The organism is Cellvibrio sp. ATLC23 (assembly GCF_057196725.1).
Genome location: NZ_JBXUOS010000003.1, coordinates 490566 through 513888, shown reverse-complemented (window position 1 = coordinate 513888; position 23323 = coordinate 490566). Strand labels below are relative to the sequence as shown.

At 47.5% G+C, this 23323-nt stretch carries 18 protein-coding genes; 8 read left to right on the top strand and 10 right to left on the bottom strand.

Annotation, left to right across the window (positions count from 1 at the left end; genetic code table 11):
* Window positions 1–139 precede the first annotated feature (139 nt).
* Both rsd and AC2CG4_RS07735 read right to left on the bottom strand, forming a co-directional pair.
* Window positions 140–604, bottom strand: a complete 465-nt coding sequence (gene rsd, locus AC2CG4_RS07740) for a sigma D regulator (RefSeq protein WP_484485703.1) — start codon at window positions 602–604, stop codon at window positions 140–142.
* A 133-nt stretch (window positions 605–737) separates the two neighbouring features.
* Window positions 738–1235: a disulfide bond formation protein B gene (locus AC2CG4_RS07735; RefSeq protein WP_484485702.1), complete on the bottom strand. Its 498-nt coding sequence runs from the start codon at window positions 1233–1235 to the stop codon at window positions 738–740.
* Between the two features lie 241 nt (window positions 1236–1476).
* On the opposite strand from AC2CG4_RS07735, the gene AC2CG4_RS07730 reads away from it, so the two are divergent.
* The gene (locus AC2CG4_RS07730) at window positions 1477–2037 is read left to right on the top strand and encodes a flagellar basal body-associated FliL family protein (protein ID WP_484485701.1); all 561 of its coding nucleotides are present in this window, start codon (window positions 1477–1479) and stop codon (window positions 2035–2037) included.
* A gap of 73 nt (window positions 2038–2110) precedes the next feature.
* Here the strand turns inward: AC2CG4_RS07730 and gshA are convergent, their stop codons facing one another.
* The 7 genes from gshA to AC2CG4_RS07695 form a co-directional block, all read right to left on the bottom strand.
* Window positions 2111–3736, bottom strand: coding sequence for a glutamate--cysteine ligase (gshA, locus tag AC2CG4_RS07725; RefSeq protein WP_484485700.1), 1626 nt, complete (start codon window positions 3734–3736; stop codon window positions 2111–2113).
* A gap of 79 nt (window positions 3737–3815) precedes the next feature.
* Window positions 3816–4145: a hypothetical protein gene (locus AC2CG4_RS07720; protein WP_484485699.1), complete on the bottom strand. Its 330-nt coding sequence runs from the start codon at window positions 4143–4145 to the stop codon at window positions 3816–3818.
* 184 nt (window positions 4146–4329) lie between these two features.
* On the bottom strand, window positions 4330–5124 hold the full coding sequence (locus tag AC2CG4_RS07715) for a gluconate 5-dehydrogenase (protein WP_484485698.1): 795 nt from the start codon (window positions 5122–5124) through the stop codon (window positions 4330–4332).
* A gap of 137 nt (window positions 5125–5261) precedes the next feature.
* The gene (kduI, locus tag AC2CG4_RS07710; RefSeq protein ID WP_484485697.1) at window positions 5262–6101 is read right to left on the bottom strand and encodes a 5-dehydro-4-deoxy-D-glucuronate isomerase; all 840 of its coding nucleotides are present in this window, start codon (window positions 6099–6101) and stop codon (window positions 5262–5264) included.
* A 137-nt stretch (window positions 6102–6238) separates the two neighbouring features.
* A complete protein-coding gene (locus tag AC2CG4_RS07705) occupies window positions 6239–8746 on the bottom strand; it encodes a DUF4861 family protein (RefSeq protein ID WP_484485696.1) in 2508 nt (835 codons plus the stop codon).
* A 103-nt stretch (window positions 8747–8849) separates the two neighbouring features.
* Complete coding sequence (locus AC2CG4_RS07700) at window positions 8850–11651, bottom strand: TonB-dependent receptor (protein WP_484485695.1); 2802 nt, start codon at window positions 11649–11651, stop codon at window positions 8850–8852.
* A 303-nt stretch (window positions 11652–11954) separates the two neighbouring features.
* On the bottom strand, window positions 11955–13349 hold the full coding sequence (locus AC2CG4_RS07695) for a glycoside hydrolase family 28 protein (protein WP_484485711.1): 1395 nt from the start codon (window positions 13347–13349) through the stop codon (window positions 11955–11957).
* A 763-nt stretch (window positions 13350–14112) separates the two neighbouring features.
* Between AC2CG4_RS07695 and AC2CG4_RS07690 the strand changes: the two genes are divergently transcribed.
* From AC2CG4_RS07690 to AC2CG4_RS07670, 5 genes are all read left to right on the top strand, one after another.
* Window positions 14113–15633, top strand: a complete 1521-nt coding sequence (locus tag AC2CG4_RS07690; protein WP_484485694.1) for a UxaA family hydrolase — start codon at window positions 14113–14115, stop codon at window positions 15631–15633.
* 225 nt (window positions 15634–15858) lie between these two features.
* The gene (locus AC2CG4_RS07685; protein ID WP_484485693.1) at window positions 15859–17031 is read left to right on the top strand and encodes a Re/Si-specific NAD(P)(+) transhydrogenase subunit alpha; all 1173 of its coding nucleotides are present in this window, start codon (window positions 15859–15861) and stop codon (window positions 17029–17031) included.
* 12 nt (window positions 17032–17043) lie between these two features.
* Window positions 17044–17343, top strand: a complete 300-nt coding sequence (locus AC2CG4_RS07680; RefSeq protein ID WP_062062993.1) for an NAD(P) transhydrogenase subunit alpha part 2 — start codon at window positions 17044–17046, stop codon at window positions 17341–17343.
* Between the two features lie 2 nt (window positions 17344–17345).
* A complete protein-coding gene (locus tag AC2CG4_RS07675) occupies window positions 17346–18752 on the top strand; it encodes an NAD(P)(+) transhydrogenase (Re/Si-specific) subunit beta (protein ID WP_484485692.1) in 1407 nt (468 codons plus the stop codon).
* A 122-nt stretch (window positions 18753–18874) separates the two neighbouring features.
* Entirely contained in the window at window positions 18875–19270 is a 396-nt protein-coding gene (locus AC2CG4_RS07670; protein ID WP_484485691.1) for a VOC family protein, read from the top strand.
* Window positions 19271–19377: 107 nt separating this feature from the next.
* Here the strand turns inward: AC2CG4_RS07670 and AC2CG4_RS07665 are convergent, their stop codons facing one another.
* On the bottom strand, window positions 19378–20319 hold the full coding sequence (locus AC2CG4_RS07665; protein WP_484485690.1) for a sugar kinase: 942 nt from the start codon (window positions 20317–20319) through the stop codon (window positions 19378–19380).
* A 245-nt stretch (window positions 20320–20564) separates the two neighbouring features.
* Between AC2CG4_RS07665 and AC2CG4_RS07660 the strand changes: the two genes are divergently transcribed.
* Entirely contained in the window at window positions 20565–22055 is a 1491-nt protein-coding gene (locus AC2CG4_RS07660; protein WP_484485689.1) for a mannitol dehydrogenase family protein, read from the top strand.
* A 124-nt stretch (window positions 22056–22179) separates the two neighbouring features.
* The gene (locus AC2CG4_RS07655) at window positions 22180–23316 is read left to right on the top strand and encodes a pectinesterase family protein (RefSeq protein WP_484485688.1); all 1137 of its coding nucleotides are present in this window, start codon (window positions 22180–22182) and stop codon (window positions 23314–23316) included.
* The last annotated feature ends 7 nt before the right edge of the window (window positions 23317–23323 follow it).

The window sequence follows — 23323 nt, the reverse complement described above, 5'->3', positions numbered from 1 at the left end:
CGGATGCTCATCGTGGAGCGGGATTCGATCCCAATAGGACTCCGAATACATTAGCGCAAACCACCTCATTGTCACAAAAGTGATTGCAACAATGAGGGGAACCATACATTTTTATGGCTGCGATTTGGTGAATCAGTACTTAACTCACCAGGTCTTTGTGCGAGGTGTGCAGTACCGAGATCAGGCGGTCTTCAGCGCTAAAACGCACTTCAAGTGTCTCGCCTAATTGCGATAAATCGGCAGTGAGTGAGGTGATATCGTCAGTTTCAAGATACTTATCGTTGAAATCCAATAGGCGTTCAGTGGTGGTATCGATGGTATCGTAGAGTTTGCTGGCTTCTTGCAGGGCTTCTGCGTCATCAAACTCGCGCCCTTCTTTGATCAATTGATCGTAAACTTCAAAGTGACCCGCTGACACATAGTCCACCAGAATTTGGCAAAAGGTACGCAGTTTTTCACCGCGCTGCAGGTCACTTAGTTTTTGCTCTCTTTCACTGAGTGCGCAGTATTGCACCAGCACTGCCTGACGCTCATCTAGCCAGCGATCAATAATTTCACTCACACCGCCCCAGCGTTCTTTGGCACTTTTGCAATTTTCTAACATCAGGTAATCCTATGGGTTGTTCGACGTAGTTTGTTTTTAATGAGGCCGCATGCTGGCTTCAGGAAGATGCAAACAAACCATAATTGGTTTGAGTTTGCCACAATAGGCCATCTTTTCTGTGAGGGCAAGATATCTAGGCCAGTTTGCTCTGCTTGCGAATCAGTTGGTATAAATTCGCGCCAGCCAAGCAGATAAAGGCCGTAAATGTCCAAGCGGCGAGGCTCAGGCCGAGAATCTTATCCACATGGGCGCAGTTGCCATCGCCTTGTAACAGCAGTTTTAGCGCTTCCATAAATGGAAACACCTCAAACATATAGGCGAGGCCAGGGCCGCATGCGGGCACCTGATCAGCGGGCAGACTTTGTAGCCAAAGTTGACGACCTGCAAAACAAGCGCCGAGGATCGCACTGGCAATTCCCAATACCGCATAGGTGCGGCGCCCGGTGATGCCTGGGTTGTGCAGCGCAGCCGCCAGTGCCAAAAGACCTGTGAGAACGACAAAGCCGCGCTGGGTGATACAGAGCGAACAAGGGATCATTTTCATTACGTGCTCCATATAGGCAGCGGCGAGTATCATCAATGTGCAGGTAATAAAGATGAGGAAGTTGGTTGGGCGAACACTGGGGATCATAGTAAATCCTTAAAAGTGGATAGTGTTTTAGTTTTTTAGGTACGGCTGAACTTATTATTGGTTGGGCTTATGGTAAGCAATTAGCACATAGCAGGGCTAGCTTTTCCTAAGCGGCTGCTTATGGGTGCATGGTAAAACCACTGCGTAGACTGGAGGGAATAGTCTATGCTTTGAAGCGAGCGCGATTATCGCGTCAGTTGGAGCGCGAAATAGAGCGCAAGTTCAGAGCTGTGGAGCGGGTATGAATCTGTTAGTGAAATATTGTGTGGCAGTATTAGGTTTGACCCTGGCATCGTCGGTACTGGCGAGCGGTGGCAGTGGGCCCAAAGTGGCGGAGGGGGTGAATTATATTGCGCTGGAACCTGCGTTAGTAGTGAATTACGGTGGGCGGGGTAAGGCGCGTTTTATTAAAGCTGAAATTTCGATTCGCACTGAAACCGGAGCGGATGCCATTGAAGTCACCCATCATTTACCGCTAATCCGCGATCGCTTGGTGAGTATTCTAAGTGCACAGACCGAAGAGGCGATTAACTCGGTCGAAGGTAAAGAATATCTACGCGTCTATGCGTTGGCTGAAATTAATAAGGCGCTGCTTAAGGTAGAAGGGCATGATGTTGCTGAGCATGATGCAAAACACAGCGTAGCTGATAAGAAAGTGGGTGCCAAACCAACACATGAGGATGCGAAACAGCCGGAACATCATGCGGAGGCCGCACCTGCAGTGCCTTCAATTGCTGATATCAAACCCGTTAAAGGTCCCGCATCGGATTTGTATTTTAATAATTTTGTGGTGCAAAAATAATCTGCTGCCAGTCGCCATAATTGTGGCGACTGGTTTAACTCGAACCCCACTTATTTGCCGCTAGATCTCCGCATTACGATTCACAACTACAGCCGCGATACTGGGCGTAGTAGTTGTCCAAATACTCGTCAAAACTGATTTGTTGTGCATCTTCCAGGTTCGTTTGGCTTTGCAGCGAGCGCTCGCTCATCTGGGCAAATTCAGCCAGCTTTTCATCGCCAAGTGGCCGAGTCGCAAAATAGGCGCGATGCTGCTCTGCCTGTGCAAGGGTATGTGCGTAAAAACTCTGCTGTGCCTCAGTCATATCGCGCAATACACGGGCTGACGGGGTTAGGTCTGCATTATCGATTTTGGCGAATTGCCGCGTGACTGCCTGTCGGTAGGCATCGCCCCCTTTGGCTTGATCGAGTAGTTCGGCGCAGGCGCTACTGCCCTGCAGGATTTCCTCTGCCCAGGTGCGCATGCAGAGACTCTGATCACCGCGCAGCAATTCCAGCGCCGGGTCGCGCCCATTGCTGACAATACGCGCTTGATTTTCCTGCACTTGATGAAATTCACGTTCATCGGTGGCCGGGCTGTCGCTTAATAAGCAGTAGAGTAAAAACGCATCCATCACCTGCATTTGCTCAATGCTAATACCCAGTGGTTCGTATGGGTTTAAATCTACGCAGCGCACTTCAACATATTCCACACCGCGTAAACGCAGACCTTGCAATGCGGTTTCGCCGCGTCCGGTGGTGCGCTTGGGGCGGATGCTGGAATAAAACTCGTTTTCGATTTGCAGCAAACTGGTGTTGAGTTGTTGGTAATGTCCCGCGCTATCTTTTACGCCGATTTGCGCATAAGCCGGATGGCTTTGGGTGATGGCGCCGCACAGGGTTTTTAAATAATCACCGAGATTGTTGTAATTCACCACCAGGGTTTGCTGTGCATCACTTTGATAGCCCAAATCGCCCATGCGCAGCGAAGTCGCATAAGGGAGATACAGGGTTTTTTCGGCAGCCGGGAATGGCTGTAATTTGTGTTCCCGCTGTTTAACAAAGCTGGAGCACACCGCCGGCGATGCGCCAAACAAATAAATCAGCAGCCAAAAGTTGCGGCGGAAATTGCGGATCAAACCAAAATAACGCTCGGTTTTGAAATCCTGCAGACTCTGTTGGTTGCCGGATTGGGTTTGCAGCACCTGCCAAAAATCATCGGGCAGGCTGAAGTTGTAATGAATCCCTGCGATGGTCTGCATCGAGCGACCATAACGATGGCCAAGCCCAATGCGGTATACGGTTTTCATCTGGCCGCTGTTGGAATTGCCATAGCGCGCTACCGGAATGTCGGCGTCGCTGCCGAGAATGCAGGGCATGCTCGCCGGCCAGAGCCGCTCGCGGTTGCTGGCCAGTTGTTGGTAGGTGAAACGATGGATGTTATCGAGTTGCTCCAGCAGTGGCTCGACATCGGCAAACGGCTCGGTAATAAATTCGAGCAGCGCTTCGCTGTAGTCGGTGGTGATATGCGGGTGGGTAAGTGCCGAGCCGAGCGAGTGGGGGTGATCGGTCTGCGCCAGCGTACCCTCTGGCGTTACTCGAAGGCTTTCTTTTTCCAAGCCGCGTAAAATTCCGCGCAGGCTGGCATTGTTCGCCGGTTCGGCAAAGGTAGCGAGCAACTCGCTATTCAGGTGTTGGCGCGAGCCTTGGGGTACAGACACTTAAGGTTCCTTTAGCTGCAAGAGCAATCAGGTAGGCCGCAAGGGCGACAATAGTCAGAAAATATAGCCTGCGCAGGCTTTATGGCAAGTCAGCTTGGGGGGCGGCGATAGTAGATTCATCCGCTGCCGCGCCCTGCTCCAGTGTTTCAAACAAATCTTTGCCGGCTTTGGGCAGGGGCTCGGGCATGATGTCCGGGTCGATCAGCGGCAGGCCTTTCTCGTTGGCGCTGCAGCTAATCACCTTAATGCGCTGCCGATAATCTTTAGAGCTGGCCTCCACCATCTGATTGATAGCTTCATCTTTGTGCGCAGTTTTGAACAGCGCCGCCAGATCGCGCCCATCCAGCCAATTGTTTTGGCGGCCGAGAAAAAGTTTGTCTTGGTTTTGCAGGATAAAAAGTTCGCTCATAACCCGATCAGTTCCTGATTGCCTCAGATAGTCTAGGCGCGGATGTGGGGGTGATGGCACTTAACTTCAAGGCGTGACAGATTTCTGAGCGCTAAATTCATGCGTGTTGTTTCTGTTTAAAGGCCAAAAAAACAAAACCCCACATTGTTAGTGTGGGGTTTTGCATGAATCTTATTTAAATTGGTTAGGCTTCATTACTCGGCTTGCCAATGGTTGCCAGAATACCTCCATCCACGTACACAATCTGTCCGGTTACAAAATCACTCGCTTTGGAGGCGAGGAAGATGGTTGCGCCTTGGAGGTCGTCCGGGTCGCCCCATTTTCCGGCAGGAGTGCGGCTGATAATAAAATCGTTGAAGGGGTGACCGTCAACACGGATAGGCTCAGTTTGGCTGGTGGCGAAATAGCCCGGGCCAATGCCGTTAACCTGCACATTGTACTTGGCCCACTCGGTCGCCATGTTTTTGGTCAGCATTTTTAAACCGCCTTTTGCAGCAGCATAAGCGCCTACTGAATTGCGGCCTAATTCGCTCATCATCGAACAGATGTTAATAATTTTGCCCTGGCGGCGCTCAACCATTTTGCGTGCGATAGGGCGAGTCATGGTAAAGACGCCGGTTAAATCGATTTTGATGACTTCTTCAAAATCTTCTAATGTCATTTCCAGTAATGGTGTGCGTTTGATGATGCCAGCATTGTTCACCAGAATATCAATCGGACCGTGGTCGGCTTCGATTTGATCGACAGCGGCGATGACTTGCGTTTCATCGGTCACATTAAATTTATAACCAAAGGCGTTAAAACCTTTGGCGCGATATTCATTGACCGCATTGTCGATTTTTTCTTGCGATGAATTGCCGTTGATGATCAGTGTTGCACCTGCACTGGCGAGGCCGCTGGCCATAGCCATACCAAGGCCGTGGGTTGCGCCGGTGACCAGCGCAACTTTTCCGGTTAAATCAAAGAGTGGGTGATTCATATTTTTTTACCTTCACAATGTCATGCCCGATGTAGGGGCGCCGCTTGCTGCGCCCAATTATTGAAGAGGGCGCAATTTTAAATCAGGGCGCGGCAAGCAGCGCCCCTACGGGATGGCATAAAAATAATGCGGATGATTTATTTCAATTCACTGGGTTTGTGGAAATCCATATCGGTGTAATCCATATTCTCACCGGCCATGCCCCAAATAAAGGTGTAGTTGGCAGTGCCGACACCTGAGTGCATTGACCAGGGTGGTGAAACTACTGCTTGTTCATTGCCTACCCAAATATGGCGGGTTTCATTTGCCGGGCCCATAAAGTGACACACCGCATGAGTGTCGGGAATATTGAAATAAAAATAGGCTTCCATTCGGCGGCTGTGGGTGTGCATTGGCATAGTGTTCCAAATGCTGCCGGGTTTTAATTCAGTCATGCCCATTTGTAACTGGCAGGTGTCGAGTACAGTGCTGATCATCAGCTGATAAATATCGCGCTCGTTACAGGTATCTCCCGCACCCATGTGCAGTACTTTGCTGTTTTCTTTGTTCACTTTTTTGGTTGGGTGAGTCGTGTGCGCCGGTGTAGAGTTCAAATAAAATTTGGCTGGATTTGCGGCATCATCGCTGCTGAAAAAAACTTCTTTGGCACCGCGACCAATGTAGAGTGCCTCTTTGGTGCCGATTTCATAGACTTGGCCATCAACCGATACTTTGCCGCTGCCGCCAATATTAATTGCGCCCAGCTCGCGGCGATCCAAAAAAAATTCCATCTTGAGTTGATCGTAAGTTTCCAGTTGCACAGATTTATTCACTGGCATAACGCCGCCCACCATCAAACGCTCATAATGGGTGTAAGTGAATTGCACTTCATCGGCAACAAAAATGCTTTCCACTAAAAAATGTTTGCGCAATTTTTCAGTGTCGTAATGTTTGTAGTCGTCGAGATGGACGGCAAAACGCTCTTCAAGGACTTTCATAATAAAACCTTTTGTGTCTACTAGCTCATGAGTTATGGGCTTTAGGGTGGATAACTAACCGGTTGTTAGCGTTATGTTCCCGCTAAATAATAGTTCGGCAGCGGCTGTTTTTATCAAACTGACGCTGCGAGCCATTGTTATTGTTTGAGTAATTTATACATTTCGACACCCGCTAAAATAAACGGGGTATTGCCTTTGGCATCGTTGGAAACAATGCGTTCCGTCATGTAGTAGTTGTAGCTGCCGTCGCGGCCAAAACCTAAGCCAGCCACCAAGCACTGATCATTCATACTGATTTTTCCATCGGCATGCACAGTAACAAATTCGTTAATCATGCCTCGGTAACTTTTAATCGCGACATCGCGATAAGGTTCGGGTAGATGACCTTTGTTAACAGCTTTAGTATAAAAATAAGTAAACATAGCGCTGGCGGTTGATTCGCGGTAATTAGCGATAGCGGCCGGTTTATTCATGATCTGCCACCATGTACCGGTATCTTCGTCTTGATAACGCAAAATATCGGCGGCTAACTCCTGAGTGTTATCAATTAATATTTTACGCAATTCAGTTTCTGATTCGGGAATGAAGTCCAGTACATCGACCAAGGCCATCGCATACCAGCCTATGCCTCGCGCCCAGAATTGCGAAGCGCGCCCATGGTCGTTGTGCGCCCAAGATGCCTGTTTGGATTCATCCCACGCATGGTAGTAAAGGCCGGTTTCCGGGTCGCGCAATTGTTCGCGCGCAACGACAAATTCATGTACTGCCTCTTTGAGACTCTCGTGTTGTTGTTCACCTGTTTCATAGAGTGATGCGTATTGCGCGAGGAAAGGCATACCCATGTATACACCGTCGAGCCACAACTGATTAGGGTAGGTAGCGCGATGCCAAAAGGCGCCGTTGCTGGTACGCGGGTGACGTTTTAAATTCTCGCGCAAAAAATCTACGGCTTTGCGATATTTTTCTGCACCGGTTTGTTGTTCTAGTAAAATAACCATTTGCCCTGGTTTGGTTAAATCGATACTGAATAAATCCGCATCAAAGGTGTGGATATGACCGTCGTCGCGAATATAACTTCCGGTGACCGTCTCGAGTGCCTTGGTGTAAGCAGGATTGGGGCTGACGGCATTTAATTCTTGCAGCGCCGCGATTTGCATGCCCACTACATCGTACTCAAATTTGCCAGGGCGCTTGCGGTATTCGTCCCAACCTTGATAGTGGTAATTCAGTGTTTTGCGCTCTAATTCTGAATCCGCTAATTTTTTTGCCCAAGCTAAAGCGGCATCCGCATCAAGCAGATTTTTCTTGGCATTGGCGCTGAGTGTAGATTCGAAACGCACACGCGGAGTTTTAGTTAAGCGCTCCACTTCGCGATCAAGATAAGCTTTAAAATCTGCTTCGGTTTTGATGCCGTCTAGTTCATGCTCCCAGGCAGCAAGGAAATAATATTCCAGTTCGCCACCCTTATCTTTCATGACCGAAACATAAGAGTTTTCATCGGTAGTTTGCTCCGCGCGATCATCGCGGCGGAATATAACCGCCATACCTAAATGATCATCTTCACCACTTAAACTTTGTTTGCCCCAACTTGCTACATAAGTCCAAGCATAACCACTGATATTCTGGTCGCCTTCAAGCAGGGTTGTACCTTGGTGTTTTACCATTCCTATCGCAAGGTTTGGCAATTGCTGGCTGGCTTTGAGTTGGACGTTCACTAAACGGCTGCCTGCATTCATGGTAAAGTGCGCGGCAATATCCACCTTTTGGTTGTTGATTTGCCAGCCGTTGTAATTAATTTTGAAACCGGAATAAATATCGCCGTTATTGGTGATGATTGCATCGCGGGTATCGACCAGCGAAACCAAATCGACACTTTTACCGTTCCAGAAACCGAAACCACCCATACCGAGTGATTTGCCCACTTTTAAAACATCGACACCCCAATCGGAGTTCAGGTGATAGGAGTCGTAGCCATCCAGCCCGACATTTTGCAAAACCACATCGTTGGTTTTTTTTCCAAAAATATCAAAACCGTTGCGCCAGTCGAGATAGACCCGGTAGGCCACTTTGTCCGACTCTATGCCTGGGCCCTCATAGCGAATCCAGTAGGAGTGATCGGTGTATTGTGGTGGTGGCGTTACGCTTTGCACATTTTTAAATGTGCCGCCCACATATTCTTTGCCCTTCCACTCACCACCTTCTTTAATAGAAATTTCTGCCTGGGTTTGTTTTTTCAGCGCAGGTTTAGCAATGGTGGGATCACTGGAAATGGTAAAAGATTTAATTTCAGCAGGATTAAAATCCGCTGCTAACAACAGGCCATCGAGTGTGCCGTCGCCATCGCTATCGACCGATTGTGATGCATGTGCGACACCATCGGCCAATACATTTAAATTCTTAACAGCATTGGCATCAGCTGTTATACCCAAATCATAAAACGGAAAATAAATAGCTTCTTGCTGCAATGCAAAATCATTGGCATTGGTAATTTCTGCAGTTGCCAGCTGGTAATTAATTGCGGTTGATTGCGCAACAGGTGGCGTAGCAGTGGTTGTTTGTTCATCGGTTTTCTCCGGTGAGCAACCGCTTAGTGTTGCTAGAAAAATCCCGCCATAAATTACTTTGCTGTTAAACAATAGACTCACGCGTATTACCTCTTGTCGCTTCAAAATTTCGCACACTAATAATCAAATAGGGATGCCAGCAAGCTGGCATCCCTTTTGTTCACACAAATACCTTCAATATTGATTAGTATTTATAAGAAACACCGAGATTATATTGAATGCCGGTACTGTGGTAGTAAGATGAGCGCTGCTCGCTTTCGCTACCTACCCATTGGTCATCAACTTCATCAGTCAGGTTAAGCGCTTCAAAAGTGAATTTGAGGTTGTCGGTTGCCTGGTAGCTAAAGGCGGCATCAACGTTTGTGGTTTCGTTGGTACCCTCTTCCTCGTTGTTGTTACGACCGATTGGCGTGGTGAGATAGCCGCTACGATTTGCCATAGAAACACGTGCGCTGAACGTATCGTTTTCCCAGTAGAGAGTTCCGCTAATAGTTTCGTCTGATAAATTCACTAACGGTTTGATTGCTTGCACTACACCATCAGTATTCAGATACGCGAGCTCTGAATCTACGCTGGTATAAGCACCCATAAAGCCGAAGTTGCTCCAGAAGCCTGGCAAGAAAGTAAACGCTTGTTGGTAGCCAATTTCGTAACCGTCCAAGTCGCCACCAGGACCATTTGCTGGAACCGAGAAGTTCCATTGCAGGTTTTCGTTGCAGTTTGCGCCATACCCGCCTAATGAAGCTCCTTGTGTATTACAGGCATTAACAACAGCTTCTGTTGGCAGGCCAGTAGATGCATAAATAGGAGTTGATCTCAGGGTTTGAATGTGACTTGCAATTTCTTTTTTGAAGAGAGTTACAGCAAGCAAGCCGCCTTCTGAAAAGTACCATTCGACACCAAGGTCATAGCTTTTTGCTTTGGTTGGTTCTAGCAATGGGTTGGCACCGGTAACTGCAAGGTTGGTACCCGCTACACTCACATTGACGGCAGGGATAATTTGTCCCAATCCAGCACGTGAAATACCTTCAGAATATGCTGCGCGTACAAGTACATCTTCTGCTGGTTCAATACTGATGTTCATTGCTGGCAATGTGTCAGAGTAATCATGATCAACTGTGACATAAGATCTGCTAGCAGTGCTGCCATTCAACCAGCCGCTGGATGTTTGGTCTGTGTCAAAACGACGTACACCAATATCACCACGTACTGGCATTGAACCTAAATCAAATTGGAAATCCAATTGAGCAAATATACCAACAGTCTCTTCACCTACTTCATAGGTGCTGCCGTAATTAGGAACCAAGGGCAAATCAAATAGATTGTAGGACTCCATAATCAGTGCGCGATTTGGAACTAACCAAGGTTTGCCATCGCCCAAACCAGAATCATATTCGGAAATAAAGTCAGGGTTGGATTGAATGTTAACGCCATTGGCACCTTCAGATGCAAATGCATATTGATCCGTGTTGAATGTGAAATCTTTCCAGTCACTACCTACTTTCAATGTCATATTTTCATTGAAATCGAATTCGAACACCAAGTTTGCAGCGGTGTTTTCATTAACGGTAGTTTGTGGGCGTTGACGCACGCCGGTAGCTACCCAAGATGCCTTGTTATACGCAGCATCACCGAATTTCAGTTTTGCATTGTCGTAGTCGCGATAATCGTAAGAAAAACGCTGGTTGCTGGCTTGCATTAGCAAAGTATTTTGAATCGGGTTGTCATAATCCGATTTGGTATTGCCGACCATCGCGTTCATGCGGAAGCTGTCAGTAAAGTCTTGCTTCAGGGTGATGGTGCCTTGTGAAAAATCAGTCGACATTTCGTCATAGCGTTGTTCAGACAACAAACGAGCGCCGCTGATATCGGCATAAGCTAACGTGTCGCCCTCAATTGCATAATCAATTATGTTACTAGTTGAGTTAGTGCCAGGATTCAGTGAGCCCTGCAGGAAAGTTTCTTGGCGATTGGCATCAAATTTTGCCCACAAACCATCAACACTAATTTCAGTTGAGTCAGTAGGGCGGAATTGCAGCGATAAACTTGAGCCTATACGTTCCATTTCATGTTGGTATGAATCGTAACGCGGAATACGAGGAGTGAATTTGCGATTAGGATAAGTGCAGACATTTTTAACTAAAACACAATCGCCATTTACTTGGTCAAATGCATTGGGGTTGGGAGCGATTCCTTCTTTACCAGCGCCCAAAGCACCAGCCTTAAGTCCTTGTACGCTAGTTATATACTGCGAGCTAGCGTTATCCCAACGAACGGTACTTGAGCCCTCATCTTGTACATTGCGCTCTGAGTAAGAAAATGAGAACAAGGCTCCAAATTTTCCATCTGCAAATGTATTGCTAACCAAAAAAGATGCGCCTGGATCTGTTTCTTCAGATAGGTCGTTATAGCCCATCTGGCCAGCAGCCGATAATACAAAACCATCGTAGTCGAATGGTTGCGCTGCTTTCAGGTCTACTGTGGCACCTAAAGAACCTTCTTGCACTTCCGCTGCGTTGGTTTTACGCACGGTGATTGAGCTGAAAAGGTCAGAAGAGAATGTATTGAAGTCAAAACCGCGACCACGGTTGTTTCCGCCGACAGCATCCGTACCACCTGTAGTTGAAATTGTTTCCATGCCGTTTAGGCGCACAGTAGTGAAACCAGGTCCAAGACCACGAACGGTGATATTGCGGCCTTCACCACCAGCGCGCGAAATGGCTACACCGGGGATACGTTGTAATGATTCTGCCAAATTGTTATCTGGAAATTCAGCAATATCAGATGCCACGATTGCATCGACAAAGCCGCGTTCATTCTTTTTGATATTAATAGCATTCGCCAAACTATCGCGGAAGCTACCGGTGACGATGACTTCTTCTACAGTGCCATCATCCGAATTTTGTGCATTTTGCGCATAAACACTCATTGGCAGTGTGCAGGCTGCCATGGCTAATACGAGTGGATTGAGTGTAAATTTTCTCATAGCTATTCCCCATCTTTTATTTTGTTTGATTACATTCGAGCTAACGGAGCTGGTGCTATTCACCGCAATAGCAACGCAGCGGTGATAAACACGTTTTCACAAATGTCACAGATTTTTGGCCTGATTGCGGCGGTTAACCTGTTGCAATTTGTAACTGGTACCAAATCAACTTTTTGAGCTTAGTTGATTTACTGCAGCTGTCATGTCGGTTGCATGATTTAGCTGCCAAAGAAAATTTTATATTTCAATTTGCTGTATCAATAAAAAAATATTGCTGTATTTGATGTAAGGCTCCGCCTTGTATCAGACACTAAATTCAACCCCTTTAATCGTTACATTGGTGGCGGCAAAATTGTCTAATTGCTCCAGTACACCGATTTTGGCTGCTTCTTTGAAGTGACAATTAGTGAGGTGTAAATTCTGAATCGGCGAGCGTTGGTAGCCGCGCACTTGAAACACCTGCTTGGCGTTTTGGCAGGTGAGGTTGCGGATATCGATATTGCGCACCGTTGGAGTAAATTTTCCGGCATCGCCTTCTTCATAATCAAAGTCGATAACGATGGCAGTTTGCACTTCGCCGATGGTGACATCGCGCACAAAAATATTTTCAATCAGGCCGCCGCGTACTGAATTGGTTTTAACGCGAATGCCGCGCTCCAGCTCAGGGCTGCTCATTGCGCAATTTTCAACAAAAACATTGCGCACGCCGCCAGAAATTTCACTGCCCATCACCACGCCGCCGTGGCCATTGCGCATTTTGCAATTGCTGATCAAGATGTTTTCTGAGGGAATATTCAAGCGGCGGCCATCGGCGTTGCGGCCGGATTTAATGGCGATGCAATCGTCGCCCGTATCAAATAAACAATTTTTGATCACCACATTTTTGCAAGACTCAGGGTCGCAGCCATCAGAGTTAGGGCCGAGGCTCGCAAAGGTCACTGCATCAATGGTGACGTTTTCGCAGCGCACCGGATTCATCAGCCAGAATGGCGCGTTGGTAATGGTGATGCCTTCAATTAATACGTTGGTACATAGATACGGTTGGATAAATACCGGTCGCAAATAAGAGCCATCGGCATAAATGCGCTCGGCAACCGGCACATTGTTTTCCATGTCCTGCATCAGCTTATTACGCGCTTCGGTTTGGGTTGGCACTCCCGCAATACCCCAATCAACGCTACTGAAGTTACTGCCTTTCCAGGGCCACCAGGTGGTGCGGTTGGCCTGGCCATCCACTGTGCCTTCGCCGGTAATGGCGATATTGGTTTGGCTGTAAGCGTAGATAAGTGGCGAGTAGCCCATGATCTCCATGCCTTCCCAACGAGTGAACACCGCAGGCAGGTAGGCGTTGGGATCGGTGATAAAAGCAATGGTCGCGTCTTTAGTGATATGCAAATTCACATTGGACAACAAGTGAATCGTCCCGCACAGATATCGGCCTTGGGTAACGAGAACTTTTCCGCCCCCTGCTTGGTGACAGGCCCTAATAGCGGCAGAAAAAGCCTTTGAGTTGTCGTGTTGGCTATCAGCTTTGGCGCCGTAGTCGCGGACATCAAACGTGCGATCGGCAAATTGTGGCGGTCTAACCTGCTGGCGAATTTTTTCTGCTGCAACCCAGGCGTCGGCTGCTAGCGTAGATGAGGTAGATGTGGCGCTTGTACAGCCCGTGAGTGCGCCCAGTGCACAACAGCTCACCACACTGCTGAGCGAGTGAGTAATAAAGGCACGGCGGCTTGAATGAGATAGGCAAGAATCTGTCACCGGTATTCACTCTCGTATTGGCTGCTATTGATATGTTTTTTTAATCACTCGATCCTGGATGCGCACTCAAGTTTTGGTGTGGGTAGCGTGCCGCTGACCAATTGTCACCTTGGGGAGATAAGCGTCCTCATATCGGATGAAAAACATTCTGGGTGTCATGTTGAATAAAATCAACCCATGCCCAAAAAAATCACTCCAAAAAACTGTTTTTGAGTATTTTTTTCCCAATATTCAATATGTAAACGTTTACATCAAATCTATCATTGATTTGTAAACGTTTACACTTGTGTGTCGATAGAAATTAATTTAAAAATATTAGTTTTTATGAAAGTGAGGTGTGTCCTATTTTTTTAAGAATATTGGTTTTTTTGTCACTTACGCCGCGGGTGTATTTTGTGTAACAGGCTAGGCCTGACTCATTACACAAATGAAAACGGTTACATTGGCCTTTTGGATGGGTTTTGGCCTGTTGCCGACCCGTATTTTCAGGGGTAGATTTGATCCCGGTATTGACCGAATACCATTGCCGATTTTGAGGCGCCGCAAGGCGCCTTTTTTTTCGGGGCGGTTTTTAGAGGTGGAGAAATGCGCCGAAATGATTGCTTCTATGAGGAGTAATTGGCGTAGCGGACTACACTCTAATAAACGTGTAGTGGCGGCATAAATTTATCAGTTGGTTAACGAATCGAGAGAGATCAGCGTGAGCAGCATTATTGTTTTGCAAGACAGTGATAACGTTGGAATTTGTAAGGTGTCACTACCCGCTGGTGTTTTGTTTGCAGAAAAAGATGTCACCCTCCTGCGCGACATCCCTGCCATGCATAAAGTTGCCTTGCGCAACATCGCCAAAGGCGAAGCCATACTTAAGTACGGTCAGACGATCGGGTTTGCCAGCCAGGATATTCCCGCCGGTGAGCATGTTCATGTGCACAACTGTGTAATGGGCGAGTTGGAAAAAGATTACGGCTTTTGTGAAGAGGCCAGGCCCACTGAATTTATCCCTGTTGATAAGCGCGCTACCTTTCAAGGCTACCGGCGGATTAATGGCAAAGTGGGCACGCGCAATTATGTAGGCATCCTCACCACAGTGAACTGCTCCGCGACAGTCGCCAAGGCGATTGCCCAGCATTTCACCTATTCCGGTGAGTTGGAACAATTCCCGAATATCGATGGTGTGGTCGCCATGACCCACGACAGCGGCTGCGGTATGCGCTCCGATGGCGATGGCTACGAGACATTGCGTCGCACCTTTAATGGCTATGCACGCCACCCGAATTTTGGCGGGGTGATGATGGTCGGCCTCGGTTGCGAAACCATGCAAATTCAGCGTGTGATGCAAGAGTGCGGGTTGGCTGACTCCAAAACCGTTACCGCGTACACGATTCAAGATGTCGGCGGCACGCGCCTCGCGATTGAAAAAGGCATTGAAACTCTGCGCGCCATGTTGCCGCTGGTAAATCAATGCCAGCGCGAAACCGTGCCGGCGAGTGAGTTGATTATTGGTTTGCAGTGCGGCGGCTCCGATGCTCTCTCTGGCATCACCGCTAATCCCGCGCTGGGTATTGCGGGCGATATTCTGGTGCGGCACGGCGGCACGGTGATTTTATCGGAGACGCCAGAAATTTATGGCGCTGAGCATCTATTGACGCGTCGCGCCCAATCGCCGGAAATCGCGCAAAAATTATTGGATCGCATCACCTGGTGGGAAGATTACACCGCGCGCAATGACTTTGAATTAAACAACAATCCATCGCCCGGCAATAAAGCGGGTGGGCTTACTACCATTATTGAAAAATCTCTCGGCGCTCAAGCCAAAAGCGGCTCAACCAATTTGACCGATGTTTTTCTCTACGGTGAAGATATTACCACCAAGGGTTTTGTATTTATGGATAGCCCGGGTTACGACCCGGTCTCTGCCACGGGTCAAGTCGCCTCGGGCGCACAGGTCCTCTGCTTCACCACCGGGCGCGGTTCGGCCTTTGGTTGCAAACCTGCGCCGAGTATTAAGTTGGCGACCAACAGCAAAATCTATAGCCATATGCAAGAAGATATGGATTTAAACTGCGGCAAGGTTTCTGATGGTGAAATAAGTTTGGAAGAATCTGGTCAGGAAATTTTTGAAGAAATTCTCGCGGTAGCATCAGGCAAAAAAACCAAAAGTGAATTGCTTGGCTACGGCGATAATGAATTTATCCCTTGGAAAATTGGTGCGGTAGTTTAACTTCAGTCTCTCCGCGTCATGGAGTCCATAAACCACACGTTATTGAATGAATAAAAAACAATACGAGATCAATTAAAAAATTGGCTCGATAAAAAACCAACAGCATAAAAAGTTGGGATCTACTAGAAAGCAAATGACGGTTGCTCCAAATGTCACATTAATCCCGTTATTAATGCGGCTTACTATTACCAAAAATTTGCCACTATTACAGAGGGCGACAAAACAATGAAAATAGTCATCACCAAAGAACGGCGCGCGCATGAACGCCGCGTGGCTGCAACTCCCGATACCGTCAAAAAATTTATCGCGCTGGGCTTTGAAGTCGCGATTGAAAAAGATGCCGGTATCGCTAGCAGAATCTCCAATGAATCCTATAAAGCTGCAGGCGCAACCATTAGCGATGATCTCGCCGGTTTATTGGGCTCGGCCGATATTGTCCTAAAAGTGCAGCGCCCCCTTCTGGAAAATGAAAAGTTGGCAGGCGAAGGCGATGTGAATGAGCTGGCGTTAATCAAGCGCGGCGCACTCTTAATTGCGATGCTATCACCCTACGCCGAGCCAACAGCAATTCAGCAGTATGCCGACGCAGGTATCACCGCGATGACCCTCGAATTTGTGCCGCGCATTACCCGCGCGCAATCGATGGATGTACTGAGCTCGCAATCTAACCTCGCTGGCTATCGCGCCGTGTTAGAGGCAGTCAATGTTTACGATCGCGCGATGCCGATGATGATGACGGCGGCAGGAACAATCGCACCTGCGCGCGTAATGGTGTTAGGTGCAGGCGTTGCTGGTTTACAAGCTATTGCTACCGCAAAACGTTTGGGTGCCATTGTGTCGGCTACCGATGTGCGCGCCGCTTCCAAAGAGCAAGTTGAAAGTCTCGGCGGGAAATTTGTCATGGTTGAAAGTGACGAGGTGAAAAACGCAGAGACCGCTGGTGGTTACGCCAAAGAAATGAGCGATGACTACAAACGCCGCCAAGCAGAATTGGTTGCTGAGACTTTAAAGAGACAAGATATCGCCATTTGTACCGCATTAATTCCTGGCCGCAAAGCGCCAATACTGATTAACGATGACATGGTGCACAGCATGCGCCCGGGTTCGGTAATTGTCGATTTGGCGGCAGAGCAAGGTGGCAATTGCACGCTCACCAAACCTGGTGAAGTGGTTGAGGTAAATGGCGTGACGATTATTGGTCTATTTAATATTCCGAGCCGGTTATCTGCCGATGCCAGTGCGCTCTACGCAAAAAATGTATTGAATTTTTTAACCCCGATGATGAATGCCGAGAAACAATTTGAAGTGAATTGGCAAGATGAAATTATTTCCGCCACGGTACTGACGCGCGATGGTGCCGTTATTCATCCCAATTTCAAACCGGCCAGCGCCGCTTAATCGGAGGTTGTTATGGAAGCCAATTTTGTTTCGCAATTATCGATTTTTGTTTTGGCCATTTTTGTCGGCTATTACGTAGTCTGGAGTGTAACCCCTGCATTGCATACCCCGCTGATGGCGGTGACTAATGCAATTTCGAGTGTGATTATTGTCGGTGCAATTATTGCCGTCGGCCCGGAAGGCATGAGCTTATCTAAAGTTCTGGGCTTTTGCGCGATGGTGCTGGCAGCGATCAATATTTTTGGTGGCTTTACCGTTACCCATCGCATGCTCGCTATGTATAAAAAGAAAAATAAAGTGGGGGAGAAATAATTATGTCGTCACTCAATGAAAGTTTTACATCGTTCGCTTATCTGGTTGCGGCGGTGCTATTTATTATGGCGCTGCGTGGTTTGTCATCACCCGAATCGTCGCGCAAGGGTAATTTATTTGGCATGTTGGGCATGTTGATTGCGGTAGTCACGACTGTGCTCAGCCCTGCAGTTACTTCCTATAGTTGGATTGTTGCGGCGTTGGCGATTGGTGCGGTGATTGGTATTTTTATCGCGCGCAATATTGCGATGACTGCCATGCCACAATTGGTTGCCGCATTTCACAGTCTGGTGGGAATGGCTGCGGTATTGGTGGCCGGTGCAGCGTTTAGTAATCCTGCAGCATTCGGCATTTTAAATGCAGCGGGCGAAATTTACGTCGCCAGCAAAATTGAAATGGGCTTGGGTGTGGTGATTGGTGCAATTACTTTTTCCGGTTCGGTGATTGCGTTTACCAAGCTGCAAGGTTTGGTCTCGGGAAAACCAATAGTGTTTACTGGACAGCATTTTATTAATGCCATTTTGGGTGCGGCCATTCTCGGTTTGATCGGCTATTTCTGTATCGATCAATCACCCTGGGTTTTTTGGGGCATGACGGCATTGGCATTTGTGATCGGTGTATTGCTGATTATTCCAATTGGCGGCGCGGATATGCCCGTGGTTGTTTCCATGTTGAATTCATATTCAGGTTGGGCGGCAGCAGGTATTGGTTTTACCTTGCATAACGATGCGCTCATCGTCACTGGCGCGCTGGTAGGTTCTTCGGGTGCGATTCTTTCTTACATCATGTGTAAAGGTATGAACCGTTCTTTCTTTAATGTCATTCTCGGTGGTTTTGGTGCAGATACGTCTGCAGCTGCAGCCGGTAGTGCAGAAGAAGATCGCCCGGTAAAACGCGGCAGTGCAGAAGACGCTGCATTTATTATGAAAAATGCAGGCTCGGTTATTATCGTTCCCGGTTACGGCATGGCGGTCGCACAAGCCCAGCATGCGTTGCGTGAAATGTGTGATGAGTTGAAAAAAGCGGGAGTAAAAATCAGTTACGCAATTCATCCAGTTGCGGGCCGTATGCCGGGGCATATGAATGTATTGCTCGCCGAAGCGAACGTACCCTATGACGAAGTGTTTGAGTTGGAAGACATCAACAATGAGTTTCAAACAGCGGATGTAGCCTTTGTAATTGGTGCAAACGATGTTACTAACCCTGCCGCTAAAACCGATCCACAAAGCCCCATTTTTGGTATGCCAATTTTGGAGGTGGAAAAAGCGCGCACAGTGCTTTTCGTTAAGCGCTCAATGGCATCGGGCTATTCTGGTGTGGAAAATGAATTGTTTTACAAAGACAACACCATGATGCTATTTGGCGACGCAAAAAAAATGGTAGAAACCATTGTAAAAAATATTGTCTGATTTGAAGTTGTGAAATGAAGCTGTGGAGGCTCCTACTGAGTGTCTTTTCTTAAGTGTAAGAAAAGACACTCCTTTTTTAGCAGTTAATGCAGTAGACATAATTTACTAAGCTAGATGCAATTATGAAAATTGAACATTTTGCCATTAATGTAAAAGACCCTGTCGCTATGGCCGCTTGGTATGTGGCCCATATGGGGTTAACAATTGTGCGAAAACAAGATGGCGGCGCCAACACCCATTTCCTCGCGGATGAAAGCGGCGATGTAATGTTGGAAATTTACAACAACCCACCCGATCAAGTGCCCGATTACGCGAATATGAATCCGCTGCTGGTGCATCTGGCATTTGTGTGTGAGAACCCGGTAGAAAAGCGTGCGGAATTGGAAGCCGTTGGTGCGAGTTTCGCAGAAGAGGTGCACATTAAAGATGGTTCACATCTGGTGATGATGCGCGACCCTTGGGGATTGGCAATTCAGTTGTGTAGGCGCGGTAATAAAATGTTGCGGTGTCAGCAGTAACGACATTAAATTTGTAGGATGGGTGGAGCGCAGCGATACCCATTAACAGCGGTGGGTATCGCTTAGACTCCACCCACCCTACAGTTCCAAAATGTAATCTGATCGGCCTATGCGCCAAGCTCTTTATCAAAAATAGCCTTATCAATAATTGCGCCGCGATGGCGAATAATAATGCCAGCGCAGCGAATGCCCTGCTTGGCAGAATCTTCGAGTGATTTATTCATTAATCGGCCAGCTAGATAACCTGCGTTAAACGTATCGCCTGCGCCGGTGGTATCAATCACGCCTTGCACCGGTGGAACCGGAACACGAATTTCTGCGGTGGGTGTGATAATAATTGCATCATCGGCGCCGCGTTTTAATACCAGTTCGCTCAGGTTGTAATTGGCATAGCGCTGCTTGCAGCCTTCAACACTGTCGTCGCCCCACAGCAGTTGCTCGTCATCGAGTGTAAGTAGAGCAATATCGGTATATTGCATAATTGCCAGCATCGCCTGTTGCGCTTCATTCTTGTCGCGCCACAAGCGCGGCCGATAGTTGCTGTCAAACGCAACTATCACATCTTGCTGGCGCAACTTGTGCAAACTGTTATACAAAAACTCACGTGACTTCTCACCGATAATCGCCAGCGTAATACCACTTAAATAAACACAGTTACAGTGCACCAATTTTTGGCATAGTTGATCTGCTGCTTCTTGCGAAGAAAATAATTCACGTGCGGGAGCCTCTTTACGCCAATAGAAAAATTCGCGCTCGCCATCGGGGGTGTTACGAATTATGTATAAGCCAGGTGATCTTCCGGGCAGTTGTTTAATCATGCCGGTGCCAATGTTTTCATTGGCCATGCGCTGCATAATTTGTTCGCTGTATGGGTCTTCACCCAGTTGGGTGACGTAATCGGTGGTTAAGCCCAGGCGCGCCATATACACCGAGGTGTTATAGGTATCGCCAGCAAAAGATAAGGCCATAATTTCGCGGCCATTGTTGTCGGCAGTAGGAAAGGGAGCAAGCTCCACCATAACTTCGCCAATTGCTGCTAAGTGTGCCATTTGAGTATTCCGGAATTAAAATTTTTGATGTGTTTAATCTAGGGATTGAATATTTTGCATGAATAAAATCAGCGCAAAATATATCACTCTTACAAGGTTAAAAGTAGAAATAAATAAGTCATAGAAGAATTTGATCCAATAAAAATTGTTTTTTCTTGTGAATAAGATGTCATGAATTTATAGGCAGGTTTACAATGCTGGTCATTGTAAATGTGTTGTTATATTAACTTTGCTGGATTTTTCTAATGAATCGTTTAAATCAAAAACTATTAAGTGATCTGCCAAAAGATATTCTTCTTCCTGCATATGATCGCACGCAGCTTAAAGCCGGTATTGTACATTTAGGTATTGGTGCATTTCATCGCGCCCATCAGGCGTTTTATACTGAGGCGGTACTCAATAAATTTGGTGGCGACTGGGGCATTATTGGTTGTAGCTTGCGCTCCGCCAGTGTGCGCGACCAACTGGTTCCGCAAGATGGTTTATATACCTTGGTAGAGCGTTCAGGCGAAGGCGAAAAATTACAAATTATTGGCGCCGTGTTGGATACCTTGGTGGGCCCGGAAAATCCTGCTGCACTGGTTGCACAAATGGCAGCAGACAATATAAAAATTGTCTCGTTGACCGTGACCGAAAAAGGCTATTGCCACGATCCGGCAACTGGAAATTTAAACGAAGCCCATCCCGATATTATTCACGATCTGCAGCATCTCGATAAGCCCGTTTCCGCCATTGGCTTTCTGGTGGCTGCATTAAAACAGCGTTGCGACAATCAACAAAAAGCATTTACCGCGCTAAGCTGCGACAACCTTCCCAATAATGGTGAAGTATTAGAAAAAGTTGTTCTGCAATTTGCTCAAAAAATTTCCCCTGCACTGGCCACTTGGATTAAAGCCAATGCGACCTTCCCCTGCACTATGATTGACCGTATTGTTCCTGCCACCACTGATGCTGATCGGCAAGATATTGAAGCACGTTTGGGGGTAAAGGGTGAAAGCTTGCGCGATGAAGGCATGGTGGTGTGCGAACCGTTTTCACAGTGGGTAATTGAAGACAAGTTTGCCGATGGCCGCCCCGAGTGGGAAAAAGTCGGTGCACTTTTGGTTGAAGATGTGCATATCTTTGAAAAAATAAAATTGCGTTTGTTAAATGGCGCGCACTCCACAATGGCCTATACCGGATATCTGTCTGGTTTTGAGTACATCAGTGAAGTGATGGGGCAGCCCGCGTTTGTCAATTTGGTGAAAACCTATATGGCGCGCGAAGCCGGTGAAACCGTGGTTGCGCCTGCGGGTTTTGATATAGAAGCTTATAAGCAACAATTGCGCGAACGTTTTTCCAACAAGGCGTTGAAGCATCGCACCTGGCAAATCGCGATGGATGGCTCACAAAAATTACCGCAGCGTTTGTTGGAAACCTTGCGCGAACAATTGGCAGGCAATGGCCATATCGATATTTTGTGTTTGGGTGTTGCAGCCTGGATTCGCTATGTGTCGGGTGTGGATGAAAAAGGCGCGCCCATTGAAGTGTCAGATCCATTGGCGAAAGAGTTGCGCGCTGCGTGCGATGCGAATCAAGGTAATCCAGCAGGTATGGTGAGTGCGGTAGTGAGCATTCAAAAAGTATTTGGTGCAGACCTGATCAATGACGCGCGCTTTATTGCAACCACTACCCAATGGCTGGAAAGTTTCTATGCCAAAGGCATATTAAAAACGGTACAGCAAGCCTTTGAATAACCCGTAGGGGCGCAATTTATTGCGCCCATTAATTTTGTGGTTTAAATATTTTATAACACGCGATGCATATCAGGGCGCAATAAATTGCGCCCCTACAGTGAACCAATTCAGCATGGGAGGAAACATGCTCTTCCATCAATCGACAATTCATTCCGCTTGCTCAATCGCCAAAATTTTATTTTTGTTGATCTTTATTTTCGGCTGCGCGAATCAACCTTCATCACGTTATGATGCCCTGGTTAGCAAAACAGAAACAGCCAGCGCCAACAGCTTCACCAGTATTCAAGCTGCACTTGTGGCAGCACTCAATAACGCCACCAAACCCTATCGCATTTTTATCAAAGCGGGCGACTACTACGAAAAAATCGTTATTGCCAAACCCAACATTCATTTAATCGGGGAAGATAAACAGAACACTCGAATTTCTTACGATGCCTATGCCGGGCAGCAGTCCACTGACACCGCCGCCAGTAAAGGACAAATATGGGGGACGCCCGGTTCTGCGACCGTGATTGTTCGCGCTGCGAATGTGCAATTACATCAGCTCACTATTGAAAATAGTTTTGATTTTTTAACTAACGATGCACTGGCAAATGACGATCCTCAACGCATCGCCAATAGTCAGGCAGTTGCGCTGTTTCTGGATAATGGTAGCGACCGGTTTTTAGCGCGGGAAGTTCGTCTATTAGGTTATCAAGATACTTTATTTGTTAACGCGGGGCGCAGCTGGTTCGATAAAAGTTTTATTGCCGGAAATGTGGATTTTATTTTCGGGAAGGGCAATGCACTCTTTACCGAATCTGAAATTCATACGCTAGGGCGCGGAAAACCCAATTATCCACACGGATATCTGGTTGCCCCCTCCACACAAATTGCGGATGAATACGGCTTAACCTTTATCAATTGCAGGCTCACACGTGCAGAGTCGGTGCCGGATAATTCTGTACCGCTTGGTCGCCCCTGGCACCCCACTACCCAGTTTGCCGATGGCCGTTATGCTGACCCGAATGCAATAGGCAAGGCAGTGTTTATTGGTAGTTGGATGGATGCGCACATCACTCGCGATGGTTGGTACGCAATGAATGGCACCGCTAAAGACGGCACTAAAGTTCCATTTATGCCAGAGGATGCACGTTTTTTTGAATATCAAAATACCGGCCCAGGTGCACAGGTGAATGTGAAGCGTCGGCAATTAACGGCGGTAGAGATACAAGCTTACACACAAGAAAAAATTCTTGGCGATTGGCGGCCAACACCATAACTTTCCT